The organism is Arthrobacter sp. sptzw42 (assembly GCF_059089685.1).
This window is the reverse complement of record NZ_JBNHEX010000003.1, coordinates 19778-32256: the sequence shown is the minus strand read 5'-3', so window position 1 is coordinate 32256 and position 12479 is coordinate 19778. Positions and strand designations below refer to the sequence as shown.

The following is a 12479-nucleotide window of genomic DNA, read 5'->3' as shown; positions in this document are numbered from 1 at the left end:
CAGTTATTTCCTGGAGCCGTCGCCGGAATCGTCCTCACGGGCGGTTTTGGCGGCGGCTTTTTGCACTACTGCCTCCAGCTCGTCGGACGTCAGCAGTTCCCGGTGCAGGTGCTTGGTGCGGTAACCCGACCGGCCCACCATGTGGGCGGATACCGGTACCGTCAGAAGCTGGAAAATCCAGGCCACGGCCAGCACGGGCCACACCCACCAGGTGCGCATCTGCAGGCCAATGGCTCCCAGCAGCAGGAACAGCCCCAGAACCTGGGGCTTGGTGGCGGCATGCATGCGGCTTAGGAGGTCCGGGAAGCGCAGCAGGCCGACTGCGGCCCCCAGCGACAGAACAGCCCCCGCCACCATAAAAACGGCGGACACCAGGTCAGTCCAGAAATCCATGGAGGTGGCTTCAGGATTCACCCGGCACCTCCCTTCGGTCGGCCACGAAACGGGCGACAGTCACAGACCCCAGGAAACCGATGATGGAGATGGCCACCACCAGCATCAGGTTGTTCAGGTGACGGTTCACGGCCATGTCCACGCACAGGGCGCCGCCGAGAATTGCCAGCAGGACGTCCGCTGCGAGCACACGGTCCAGCAATGAGGGTCCGCGTGCGATCCTGATGATGGCACCGCCCGCGGCGAGCGAGAAGATCACGGCGGTGAGGACCAGCACAGTCTGCATCATGCGGCTGCCTCCATTCGGACTGCATCGAGTTCTTCCTTCGTGCCCATGATCCTGATCAGCCCGGCTTCGATGGAACGCACCTCATTCCTCAGGTTTTCAACATCCGCTGCGGAGCTGATGTTCAGGCCGTGCAGATAAAGGGTGGACGTGGACCTGTCCACTTCTACCACCAGCGACCCCGGGATCAGGGAAATCACATGCCCGGTGGCGGTGACCATCAGGTCTTGGTGGCTCCGCAGCGTCACGGCCACCACGGCGTTTTTCACCTTCGGACCGCGGGCCACTGACAAGTACAGGACCTGCGCACTGGCAACCACCACCTTGGCCAGGAACACAAGCGCGAAGGGAACGGCGTAGAGGACGTTGAACCGGCCGCTGAGTTCCACTGGCGGCAGGTAGAACAACCTGGCCACGGCAACGGCCAGCAGCGCACCGAACAGGAGGTTCCCGGGGCTGAAGTCCTGCCACAGCGCACCCCAGACGATGACAAGCCACACCAGGAGGGGAAGTTCCTGGCGCAGGGAAATCCGCCGGCGGCTCATTTGCCTCCTCCGGACGTCAGGACCATTGGAACAACGGTGTCCTCTCCCAGGACCGCCTGGATGTAGGAGGACCTGTCCAGCATGTCCTCCGCCGCGTGGTCAGAGACCGTGAACAGCGGACCCGCGAAAACTGTCAGCGCGACACCAAGGACCACCAGTCCCAGGGTGGATCCCACCATGGTGCGCGGCAGGAGGGTTACGGTGTTCCGCTTGGCTCCCGGGCCGGCAACCCGCGCCAGGGGCGGCGCCAGCAGTACGGGGTCCGGATGCTCGGCATCGGCCGGGCTGCGCCAGAAGGCACGGTTCCAGACCCGGGCGATGGCAAGCAGCGTGAGGAGGCTGGTGAGGACGCCGCCGATGACCAGGGCATATGCCAGCGGCGTGCCCAGCTCAATGCCGGCCTGCATCAGTCCCACCTTCCCCAGGAACCCGGAGAACGGCGGTATGCCGGCCAGGTTCATGGCGGGCACGAAGAACAGCAGCGCCAGCAGCGGCGACAGTTTGGCGAGGCCGCCCAGGCGGTCCACCGATGAACTTCCGCCGCGGCGCTCGATCAGGCCGGTCACCAGGAAGAGGCTGGTCTGGATGGTGATGTGGTGCGCCACGTAAAAGACGGCCGCGCCCAGTCCTGCCGTGGAGGACATGGCCAGGCCGAACACCATGTAGCCGATGTGGCTGACCAGTGTGAATGAAAGCAGACGTTTGATGTCATTTTGGGCCAGGGCACCGAGTATTCCCACCACCATGGTCAGCAGGGCCGCCACCATCAGCGGCGTATTGAGGGTATCGCCCGGAAAGAGCAGGGTTTCAGTGCGCACCATGGCGTAGACGCCCACCTTGGTGAGCAGGCCTGCGAACACGGCGGTGACCGGCGCGGGGGCGGTGGGGTACGAGTCCGGCAGCCAGAAGGACAGCGGGAAGACTGCCGCCTTGATGCCGAAGGCCACCAGCAGCATGACGTGCAGGAGCGTTCTGGTGCCCTGGTCCAGTTCCCCGAGCTTGATGGCGAGGTCCGCCATGTTGACGGTTCCCGTGGCGCCGTAGACCATGGCGATGGCGATCAGGAACAGCACGGACGACACTACTGACACCACCACGTAGGTCACCCCTGCCCGGATCCTCGGCCCGGTGCCGCCGAGGGTCATCAGGACGTAGCTTGCGGTCAGCAGGATCTCGAAGCCCACGTAAAGGTTGAAGAGGTCACCTGAGAGGAACGCGTTGGAAACGCCCGCCACCAGGATCAGATAGGTGGGGTGGAAGATCGAGACCGGTGCGTCCTGGTCGCCGTCGGCCATGCCCTGCCCGGTGGCATAGACCAGGACGGCCAGGCTCACTGCCGAGGAGACCACCAGCATCAGGGAGGAGAACTGGTCCACCACCATCACGATGCCCCACGGGGGCAGCCAGCCGCCGATGGTCACGGAGGCAGTTCCGCCGTCCCAGACCGAGGCCAGCAGGAAGCATTCCAGGAGGAGGGTGAGGGACAGCAGCGCAATGCTGACCGCCTGCTGCGCCCGTGCGTGCCGGATCAGCAGGAATGTCAGGGCAGCGCCCAGGATGGGAAGGACGACGGCGAGCGGGGCAAGGCTTGCAAGATTCATTGTCCGGCTCCTTCCGGGCCGGGGGCCACGTTTGTGGAGCCTGGTCTTTCTTCTGCGGCCGCGCGTTCGGCCGGCAATTCACGCCCGCCCACCAGCACTGTCGCAACTGGGAACTCGGAAGTTTCGGCGGGGATCTCCGCGTCATCCTCGGCATCGAAGCTGGGAGTAACCGCCACACGGAGGTCTTCCACGTCGTCCTGGATTTCGTCCTGGCGGGCCAGCACCCACGTGCGGTAGATGATGCCGAGCATAAAGGCTGTGACGGCGAAGGAGATCACGATGGATGTCAGGATCAGCGCCTGGGGAAGGGGATCGCTGTAGTCCTGGGCGGCGGTGTCCTTCCCGTACAGCGGGGCCAGCCCGGCATATCCCCCAGTTGCCAAAATCAGCAGGTTGGTGGCGTTCGCCAGGAGCATCAGCCCCAGCAGCACGCGTGTGAGGCTGCGTTCCAGGAGCAGATATATACCGCAGGCGTACAGGGCGCCCATGACAATCAGCAGGGTCAGGTTTACGCTCATGCTTGGCCCTTTGTGGTGGTCTCGGCGGGGAAGCCTTCGGGCTCCCGGCTGGGTAGGGTCGCGGCACTGTGGGTGGTATCGGCGTCCGGGCTTTCTGCCTCGGAATCCGGACCGTCCTCGGTGACAGCGCCGGCCGGGGCGGCGGACCGTTCTTCAAGGTGCTCGTCGATTTCGGCGCCCAGGCTCCGCAGGACATCCAGCACCAGACCCACCACGACGATGTACACGCCGATATCGAAAATGGTGGAGGTGACGAACTTGATGTCGCCGAATACCGGCAGCCAGAGTTCGATGATGGCCGTTTGGAACACCTGGCCGCCCAGCAGCAGCGGCGCCACCCCGGAGGCAGCGGCAACCGCCAGGCCGACCCCCAGCAGGGCACCGGCGCTCACCGGTGTGGCCTCTCTCAGCTCGAAGCGCCCGCCGGCAAGGTAGCGGATGGCCAGGGCAAGGCCTGCGGTGAGGCCGCCGGCGAAGCCTCCGCCCGGGAGGTTGTGCCCGGCCAGCAGGAGGTACAGCGAGAAGATGATCATGGAGTGGAAGATCAGCCGGGTAACCACTTCGAAGATGATGGAGCGCCGTTCCGGTGCCAGCGTCCGGCCCGCCACGATCCACGCGTCCCGTGCTGCCGCGGCAAATTTCCGGCTGACCGCGAGCGCTGCGGCGTCCCTGGTGCTCGGGTTGACGGGGCGGTAGCGGCCCACGGTGCCGGCGGCAACGGTGGCGGAGTTCCTGATCCGGTCGCCGCGGCCCCGGATAAAGATCAGGCTTGCGACGCCTGTGGCCGCCAGGGCAAGGACGGTGATTTCACCGAAGGTATCCCAGGCCCGGATATCCACCAGGGTGACGTTGACAATGTTTAACCCCCCGCCGCCCTCGTAGGCAAGGCGCGGAAATTCAAGCGAGACGGGGACGGCTGTCCTGGCACCCATGGCGTAGATGGCGGCGAAGACCATGGTGACGCCGAAGCATAAACCGATGATGACCCGCACTACGCGGTACTTGCCGCCGGTCCGGTCCCGGAGCTCCGGCGGCAGGCTGCGCAGCGCCAGGACGAAGGCCACCAGGACGATGGTTTCCACCAGCATCTGCGTCAGGGCAAGGTCAGGAGCGCCCTGGAGCGCAAACATCAGGGCGATGCCATACCCGGTCACGGAGACCATCAGGACCGCGAGGAACCGTTTGTTCGCTTTGACCGCCGCCAGGGCGCCGATCACGATTCCCGCGCCGACCACAAGCTGCAGCGGGGAGCCGGGGTCCACAAGGTAGATGTCCGGCGGAAGGGGCTTGCCCGCCAGCAGGATGGCCGCGAGAGGCAGCACAAAGGCGACGCTGAGGATGACGGCGAGGTAGTAATACAGCGAACCGCGCTGGGTTCGGCCTGTGACCCAGACCGCCACGTCGTCCAGTGCGCCGATGGTGTACTGGTAGGCCTTGTCCCCGTCCACCCACCCGGGGACCAAGGACTGGGCCCGCGAGACAGCGTTCCGGCCGAAGTACATCGCCAGGCCAAGTGCGAAGGTCAGGGCGGTCAGGCCAAGCGCGGGCGTGAAGCCGTGCCACAGCGCGAGGTGCCCCGCCTGCTCACCGGGGGTGCCGGCGTCGGGAGCGGAAGAAGCAAACAGGGCCGCATACGGCTGAATCCACGAGTCCACCGGGACGGGCCAGAAACCGTAGACGATGGTCAGGAGACTGAGGATGGCCGGCGCGGCCAGGAAGGAGGGCTTGACGGCCTTGAAGGGCGTGCGCTCCACTCCCGGCTTGACCGCGAATGCGCCCCACATAAAACGGGCGCTGTACGCAAAGGTAAGGACGGATCCCAGGACCAGCCCGGCCAGGACCACCATCCCCCACGCGCCGGCGGCGGGGGCAACGGCGTGATGGACGAACGCTTCCAGCACCGATTCCTTCGCCACGAAACCTCCCAGGAAGGGCACGCCTGCCATCGACGCGGCGCCTATGCCCGCCACAATGCCCAGGGCCCGGGAGGACCGGAAAACGCCGGAAAGCCTGCGGACGTCGCGGGTGCCTGACTGGTGGTCGATGATGCCCACCACCAGGAACAGCGTGGCCTTGAACAGGCCATGGGCCAACAGCATCGCAAGGCCGGCCAGGGCTGCGTCCGGTGTACCCAGGCCCACCACCATGGTGAGGAAGCCGAGCTGGCTCACCGTGCCATAGGCGAGGATGAGTTTGATATCGGTCTGCCGCAGCGCCCGGTACCCGCCCACCAGCATGGTCGCCAGCCCGAGGCCAAGAACCACCGGCTGCCAGTAGGGCGTCCCGGCGAAGCCCGGGGCCAGCCGCGCAACAAGGTAGATGCCCGCTTTGACCATCGCCGCGGCGTGCAGGTAGGCACTGACCGGTGTAGGAGCGGCCATGGCCCCCGGGAGCCAAAAATGGAACGGCACAAGGGCCGACTTGGTGATGGCGCCTGCCAGGATGAGTACGACGGCGGCGCTCACCATGGTGCCCGAAGGTCCGGCCACCAGCGCAGGCGCCTCCTGCAGGATGTCCGAGACGCGGTAGGTACCGGCTGCGTAGCCGAGCATGATCAGGCCCACCAGCATGGCCAGGCCACCGGCGGTGGTGACCATCAGCGCCTGCAGCGCCGAGCGGCGGGCCGCCAGACGGGTGCGGGCGAATCCGATCAGGAGGTAGGACAGGATGGTGGTGAGTTCCCAGAAAATGAACAGCAGCAGGAGGTCGTCGGCCGCCACCAGTCCGAACATCGCCCCGGCGAAGGCAAGAAGCTGGGCTCCGAAAGCACCGAGATCCTGGTCCGTCCGTTTGAAGTACCGCGCGCAGTAGACAAGGACCAGCGAGCCGACACCCAGCACCAGCAGGGACATGACCCACGCCAGGGGATCCATCCGGAAGGCGAACTCAAGCTGAAGGCCTGGAATCCAGGGAACCACCTCGGCGATGGCTCCCCGGCCCGAATAGACAGGTCCGTGCTGTAGCAGCAGCCAGATGAAGGAGACCCCGGGAACCGCCGCCAGTGCGTAAAAAGCGTTGCGGCCCCAAATTTTGAAAAGGAACGGCGCCACCACAGCCACCGTAAAGTGCACGGCAAGGACTGTGATCACTGATATCTCCGCAACGTCAGGGTGTCGATTATCAAAAGTTGGAGCTGGCGGTCATTCGTAAGGTTCGGGAGGGCCCAGTTTATCAAGGCTCTGCCGCCGCTTCCTCAGCCTGTGATGTATCCTGTGCCCGCATTCCCCGGCCTCACAAGCCTGAAGTCCCCTGCCTGTTCGCCACGGGCGGATACGATGCATCGTATGAACAGCGCCAGCGCGCCAGGGGCCACGCACCCGTCCTCGGAACTCGAATCCGCGAATCAGGCAACCAGCAAAGGCCGGGTCCTGGCTTGGGCATCCTGGGACTGGGGGTCGGCGGCCTTCAACGCTGTGATGACCACGTTCGTGTTCACCGTGTACCTCACCTCCAATGCCTTCGGCGGGGAGGACCAGGCCTCAGCGGTCCTGGGCGGGGCACTGGCCGTTGCCGGCTTGGCGATTGCGCTGCTGGCTCCGGTTACCGGGCAGCGCTCGGACGCCGGCGGGCGGCGCAAGCTGTGGCTGGGAGTGAACACCGCCGCCGTCGCCATCCTTACCGCGCTGTGTTTTTTTGTATTCCCGCGGCCCGAATTCCTCCTGCTGGGAGTGTCACTCATCGCCCTGGGCAACGTGTTCTTCGAATTTGCAGGCGTTAACTACAACGCCATGTTGGCCCAGGTCTCCACACCGAAGAACATCGGGAAGGTCAGCGGATTTGGCTGGGGCGCGGGCTATCTGGGTGGCATCGTTGCGCTGCTGATCGTCCTGCAGCTGTTCGTCCAACCCAGCTTTGACTGGTTCGGGGCCTCCACCGAGGAAAGCCTGAACATTAGGCTCGTTGCCGTCTTCTCGGCCCTGTGGTTCTTCGTCTTCGCCCTGCCGGTGTTGTTTGCCGTGCCTGAGCTGCCGAAGGCGCCGCAGGCACGACGGCTGGGAATCGTGGCCAGCTACGGGCTGCTGATCCGGAGGATCAAGGCGATTTATGCCACGAGTCCGCACACCATCTACTTCCTGCTGGCGAGCGCAGTCTTTCGTGACGGGCTTGCAGCGGTCTTCACCTTCGGCGGCATCATCGCCGCGGGCACTTTCGGTTTTGAACTGTCGCAGGTCATCTTCTTCGCGATATTCGGGAATGTGGTCGCCGCTGTGGGCGCCATCATCGGAGGATTCCTCGATGACAGGATCGGCCCCAAGGCCGTTATCGTGGGCGCCCTGGCAGGGCTGCTGACCGCCGGCACCGCCATCCTGGTCCTGGGAAACGACAGCTACAACTTCTTCGGCATGGAGTGGCCCGGCACTACCACCTTCTGGGTGTTCGGGCTTTTCCTCTGCCTGTTTGTGGGGCCCGCCCAGTCCTCCTCGCGGGCGTACCTGGCGCGCCTTGCACCGCACGGCGAATCCGGTGAACTCTTCGGGCTCTACGCCACGACGGGCCGCGCCGTCAGCTTCCTGGCGCCGGCGCTCTTCACCCTCTGCATCACCCTGGCCACCCCGCTGGTGGCGCCGGGCGAAGCACAGCGCTGGGGCATTTTGGGAATCATGGTGGTACTCCTTGCCGGGCTCCTGGTGCTGCTGCCAGTTAAGTCGCCGGGCAAGGCGCCCATTGCGGTAGTCCCGGCGGCCTAATCCTCCGGCACTCCTTCCCGCGCGCCCTTGGTTCAGTAATAGGTATTGACCCCGACTGTTATCGATCACATACTGGTGGTAATTGACCATCTGAATCCTTTCAATGACCAGGAGCACCACCATGGAGCAGGCGCCGCAACGCCCCCGCGCGGGAATCATCGGAACGGGCGGCATAGCCCACGCCCATGCAGAAGCATTGGAACTCGCGGGCGCGGAGCTTGCTGTCGCTGTCGATATCGACGCAGACCGGGCAACAGCATTTGCGGCGAAGTTGGGGTTCGCACAGACGGCTCCCAGCCTCACTGCTGCCGCAGAAGCGGGACTGGACGTCGTGGCCGTGTGCACACCCCCGTCGTCACACGCCTCCCTGGCCCTGGAGGCCCTGTCCCTTGGCCTGAACGTGGTGCTCGAGAAGCCCCCGGCGCTCTCACTGCGGCAGATGCGCGAATTGCAGGAGGCCGAACGCGCATCAGGCAAGCACGTCAGCTGCATTTTCCAGCACCGCTTTGGCAGCAGCGCGCGGAAACTTGCCCTGCTGCAGGATTCCGGAGTCCTGGGCAATCCGCTCACCGGCTTCTGCAACACCTTGTGGTTCCGAGACCAGGAGTATTTCGATGTTCCGTGGCGTGGCCTTTGGGATGTCGAAGGCGGCGGTCCAACTATGGGTCACGGCATCCACCAGTTCGATTTGCTGCTCCACCTCTGGGGCCCGTGGCAGGAAGTTACCGCCTTCGCCGGCAGGCTCGCACGCCGCACGGAAACCGAGGACGTTTCCACCGCCATCGTTCGTTTCGAATCCGGCGCCCTGAGCACCGTGATCAACTCTGTCATATCACCGCGGGAAACCTCCCAGCTACGGTTCGACTACGAAAATGCCACCGTGGAACTCGAGCACCTCTACGGCTATGACGACGCCCACTGGCGCTTCACCCCGGCCCCGGGGCAGGAACATCTCTCCGATCTCTGGACGGACGGGCAGGCCGTCATACCCAGCGGTCATCCCGCGCAGTACGCGCACATCGTCGACGCCATCGGCTCGGGCCGGGTGCCGCCCATCACGCTTGCCGAGGCCTACCCCACGATGGAACTCGCAGCCGCAATCTACGCTTCCGCCATCACCGGCAAAACCGTGCGCCGCGGGGAAATCACTGAAGGAAACCCCTTCTTCGACCGTGCTGACGGCCGGTTCGAACCCTGGAAACTTGAAAAGAGCAATGCTTGAGCGCCGGGCCCTCCGCAAGCCACCTCAGCTGGTCTGATGACGGTGCCGCCGTCGCAGTCTCACTCGACGGCGTGCCCGTCCTGACGTACACCTATGCCGCCGACGATCCCCAGGTGGAGTCGCCGCGGCCGTATTTCCATCCGGTCCGTACCGCGGCGGGCGACCTCGTGAGCGCCTACCGCCCGCATGACCACGTGTGGCACAAGGGCATTGCATGGTCGCTGCCGCACCTGGGGGCGGACAACTTCTGGGGCGGGCCGAGCTACCGCCGGGGCCAGGATTACCAGTGGTTGCCGAACAACGGTGCCATGCGGCACGGTGAGATCCGCCAGGCAGCGGACGACGGCGGAAGGTTCATTTTGCCCATACGCTGCAGTGGATCACGCAGGCGGGGGTGTCCGTCGTTGAGGAGGAAAGGTCTTTCCAGGTAGTGCCCGGCGGAGACGCCAGCTACACCCTGGTCTTCGACTCGGTCATGACCAACGTCTCCGGCAGGGACATCCATGTCGGGTCGCCCACCACAGAGGGGCGGGACAACGCCGGGTACGGCGGGTTGTTCTGGCGCGGTCCCCGGTCCTTTGCCGGCGGAACCATCATTGGGCCGGGCGGGGCGGCGGGTGAAGAGTTGCGCGGCCAGCGCGCACCCTGGCTTTCCTTCGTTGGCCAACACGATGAAACCTGCCGCTTCTCCACCGTGGTCATGGTTGACGACCCCCACAGCGCCCACCCCCAGCCCGAATGGTTTGCCCGGTCTGAGCCCTTTGCCTGTATGGGGCCGGCTCCATTTTTCAGCCGGGAAGTTTTGTTTGAGGCCGGTTCCACTGCGCGCTACCGGTACGGCGTAGTCATCGCCGACGGCGGGGCGGACGCAGCCCGGGCGGAAGCGCTGGCCACTGCAGCACGCGACGTCCTTGCTGGTGCCTCTGCACCCCGGGCGGGCCGGTGAACGGCGCACAGGACACACCTCCTGCAGTTCCCGGCTTTCCCGGAGGTACCGCCGTGACCGGCCTGCGGGTCTATGACTGGGAGGCCGCGGACGGTTTGTGCGGCGGCTCCCCGCACCTGCACACCGTTTCCTCGGAGGCCTATCTGGTAACGGGCGGAGCCGGCCAGGTCCACACCATCACCATGGATGGTGTGGCCGAGCACAGCCTGGCCGCCGGGTCGCTGTTATGGTTCAGTCCCGGCACTGTGCACCGCCTGGTCAACACGGATGCGCTCACGCTCAACGTGATCATGTCCAACGCCGGCCTGCCTGAAGCCGGAGATGCCGTGCTGACCTTCCCGCGGCCCGTCCTGCTGAACCCGGACCTTTATGCCGAGTACGCCGTACTTCCCGCCGCCGCTGACCAGCAGATGGTTGCTGCGGCTGCACGCCGGCGGCGGGACCTGGCCCTGGAAGGATACGAGGAACTTCGAAGGTCTGTCCGGCAGGACGGACCGGAGGCCCTGGCCGGGTTCCATCGCCTCGCCGCCGCACTGGTCCGCCCGAAAGTTGAACACTGGAAGGAGCTCTGGGCGGCAAACGTCCGCAGCCAGGCGGACGCCACCGGGCAGGCCCTGCAGGAACTCCAGGACGGCTCGGCGGCCTCCATGGCAGGGGCGGCAGTGGCCCGGGCCCGGCAGCGGACCGGTGAAGGCTACGGCATGTGCGGGCACCTGACCACGTGGGATGATTCCAGGCTGTGACGAACTCCCCAGCCGGGCCGCAGCAGCCCGTCCGCGCCGCCACTATCTACGAAGTGGCCCGGCTCGCGGGGGTCTCGCATCAAACGGTTTCCCGTTACATGGCGGACCCTTCCAAGCTCAAGGCGGCCACCGCGCAGAAGGTGGAGCAGGCTATGGCGGAACTGAAATACTCGCCTAACCTCACCGCCCGTTCCCTGCGGACCAAGGCCACGTACCGGCTCCTGGCCCTCGTACCCGGCGGCTCCCCCTACTTCCCGTCCCGGATGCTTAACGGCGCGGCCGCCACCGCCCGCGCGGCCGGCTACCAGCTCGACGTCGTGGCCCTTGAAAGTACCGAGCCCGAGCGCACGGCGCGGCTCCGCGGAATCCTCGACGGCGGTCCCTACGCCGGGATCCTGTCATTCGTGCCGATTCCGGGCAGCGACCTCCTGCAGGCCCAGGGACTCATCCCCGTGGTAATCGCCGGGGAGTACGACGACAAGATGCGGGGACAGGGCAGGATAGCCGACGGCTCCGCGGCGCGGGCGGTCGTGGCGCACCTGGCCGGTTTGGGGCACCGCCGCATTGCCCACATCGCCGGACCCCAGGAGTGGCCGGCTGCGCGCAACCGCCTGGCCGTGTACCGGCAAGCCGTCAGTGACGAAGGCATCGAGGACGGGGGCGTTGCCCACGCTGACTGGAGCTCCGCCTCCGGTTATTCGGCAGCCAGGACGCTCATGGCCGATACCTCCATCACCGCCCTTTTCGCCGCGAACGACCAACTGGCCATCGGCGCCATGCGGGCGCTCCACGACCTTGGCCTCCGCGTGCCCTCAGATGTGAGCGTGGTGGGGTGGGACAACCAGCCGGAGTCCGCCTTCCTGGTGCCCTCGCTGACCACGGTGCAGATGGAGCTGGAAGCCCAGGGAAGCAGCACAATAGACCAGCTGCTCGCCGCACTTACCCCTGATGCACCGGCTCCCCCGGAACCTGGCCCGACAGGCATGCGGCTGGTCCTGCGGGAATCCTCAGGTCCGCCACAAGAAGGTCACGGCAGACTAGGCTTAACCCATGAACGTGGATGAGACGGACCTTCCGGGCCTCGGCCGTCGGAAGGACTTCATGACAGCATCCGGCCGCCGGATTGGCGTTGTGGAGCTGCGGGAAGGCCAGACGGAACTTATCGTTTCCACCTGGGACGACCCCGATACCTGCCAGGCATCGATTCCCCTGACCGGGGACGAAGCTGCGACCCTCGGGAACCTCCTGGGCGGGCAGCACCTTGCCATGAAGCTCACCGAAGAACATAAGGACGTGCCCGGCATTGTCACCCGGCAGTTCTCGATCGCCCCCGACTCCCCGTTCCAGAACCAGCCCATGGGGAAGGCCTGCATCCGCACCCGTTGCGGGGTTTCCATCGTGGCCATCATGCGCGAAGGCGAGGTGCTCCCTTCGCCGGGACCCGACGTCGTCCTGCACACCGGTGATCTGCTGGTAGCAGTCGGCACCCAGGAAGGCCTCGATACGGCGGCCGATATCCTGCGTCACGGATAAACGT

The 12479-nt window shown here is 65.6% G+C and carries 13 protein-coding genes; 7 read left to right on the top strand and 6 right to left on the bottom strand.

Going from position 1 to position 12479, the window contains the following annotated elements; translation table 11 throughout:
• Positions 1-3: 3 nt before the first annotated feature.
• The 6 genes from mnhG to AC5RT4_RS04160 are packed head-to-tail and all read right to left on the bottom strand — an operon-like array spanning position 4 to position 6432.
• Complete coding sequence (mnhG, locus tag AC5RT4_RS04185; RefSeq protein ID WP_494042443.1) at positions 4-414, bottom strand: monovalent cation/H(+) antiporter subunit G; 411 nt, start codon at positions 412-414, stop codon at positions 4-6.
• Positions 404-682: an MrpF/PhaF family protein gene (locus AC5RT4_RS04180; protein ID WP_494104927.1), complete on the bottom strand. Its 279-nt coding sequence runs from the start codon at positions 680-682 to the stop codon at positions 404-406. Before AC5RT4_RS04180 ends, mnhG begins: the two co-directional genes overlap by 11 nt.
• Positions 679-1224 carry a Na+/H+ antiporter subunit E gene (locus tag AC5RT4_RS04175; protein ID WP_494042441.1) on the bottom strand — a complete coding sequence of 182 codons (546 nt, stop codon included), beginning with the start codon at positions 1222-1224 and terminating at the stop codon, positions 679-681. The genes AC5RT4_RS04180 and AC5RT4_RS04175 overlap by 4 nt, the downstream gene beginning before the upstream one ends.
• On the bottom strand, positions 1221-2825 hold the full coding sequence (locus tag AC5RT4_RS04170) for a Na+/H+ antiporter subunit D (RefSeq protein WP_494042440.1): 1605 nt from the start codon (positions 2823-2825) through the stop codon (positions 1221-1223). The genes AC5RT4_RS04175 and AC5RT4_RS04170 overlap by 4 nt, the downstream gene beginning before the upstream one ends.
• The gene (locus AC5RT4_RS04165) at positions 2822-3343 is read right to left on the bottom strand and encodes a Na(+)/H(+) antiporter subunit C (protein ID WP_494104926.1); all 522 of its coding nucleotides are present in this window, start codon (positions 3341-3343) and stop codon (positions 2822-2824) included. Before AC5RT4_RS04165 ends, AC5RT4_RS04170 begins: the two co-directional genes overlap by 4 nt.
• On the bottom strand, positions 3340-6432 hold the full coding sequence (locus tag AC5RT4_RS04160) for a Na+/H+ antiporter subunit A (RefSeq protein WP_494104925.1): 3093 nt from the start codon (positions 6430-6432) through the stop codon (positions 3340-3342). The genes AC5RT4_RS04165 and AC5RT4_RS04160 overlap by 4 nt, the downstream gene beginning before the upstream one ends.
• Before the next feature lie 195 nt (positions 6433-6627).
• Here AC5RT4_RS04160 and AC5RT4_RS04155 point away from each other — a divergent pair, with 195 nt between their 5' ends.
• The 7 genes from AC5RT4_RS04155 (at position 6628) to AC5RT4_RS04125 (ending at position 12475) form a co-directional block, all read left to right on the top strand.
• Positions 6628-8031, top strand: coding sequence for an MFS transporter (locus AC5RT4_RS04155; protein ID WP_494104924.1), 1404 nt, complete (start codon positions 6628-6630; stop codon positions 8029-8031).
• Positions 8032-8134: 103 nt separating this feature from the next.
• On the top strand, positions 8135-9253 hold the full coding sequence (locus AC5RT4_RS04150; protein WP_494104923.1) for a Gfo/Idh/MocA family protein: 1119 nt from the start codon (positions 8135-8137) through the stop codon (positions 9251-9253).
• Positions 9250-9684, top strand: a complete 435-nt coding sequence (locus tag AC5RT4_RS04145; RefSeq protein WP_494104922.1) for a DUF6807 family protein — start codon at positions 9250-9252, stop codon at positions 9682-9684. The genes AC5RT4_RS04150 and AC5RT4_RS04145 overlap by 4 nt, the downstream gene beginning before the upstream one ends.
• Complete coding sequence (locus tag AC5RT4_RS04140) at positions 9648-10199, top strand: DUF6807 family protein (protein WP_494104921.1); 552 nt, start codon at positions 9648-9650, stop codon at positions 10197-10199. Before AC5RT4_RS04145 ends, AC5RT4_RS04140 begins: the two co-directional genes overlap by 37 nt.
• On the top strand, positions 10196-10942 hold the full coding sequence (locus AC5RT4_RS04135; protein ID WP_494104920.1) for a cupin domain-containing protein: 747 nt from the start codon (positions 10196-10198) through the stop codon (positions 10940-10942). The genes AC5RT4_RS04140 and AC5RT4_RS04135 overlap by 4 nt, the downstream gene beginning before the upstream one ends.
• The gene (locus AC5RT4_RS04130) at positions 10939-12006 is read left to right on the top strand and encodes a LacI family DNA-binding transcriptional regulator (RefSeq protein WP_494104919.1); all 1068 of its coding nucleotides are present in this window, start codon (positions 10939-10941) and stop codon (positions 12004-12006) included. The genes AC5RT4_RS04135 and AC5RT4_RS04130 overlap by 4 nt, the downstream gene beginning before the upstream one ends.
• Positions 11993-12475 (top strand): cation:proton antiporter regulatory subunit, encoded by a 483-nt coding sequence (locus AC5RT4_RS04125; protein ID WP_494042432.1) that lies wholly within the window; start codon positions 11993-11995, stop codon positions 12473-12475. The genes AC5RT4_RS04130 and AC5RT4_RS04125 overlap by 14 nt, the downstream gene beginning before the upstream one ends.
• The last annotated feature ends 4 nt before the right edge of the window (positions 12476-12479 follow it).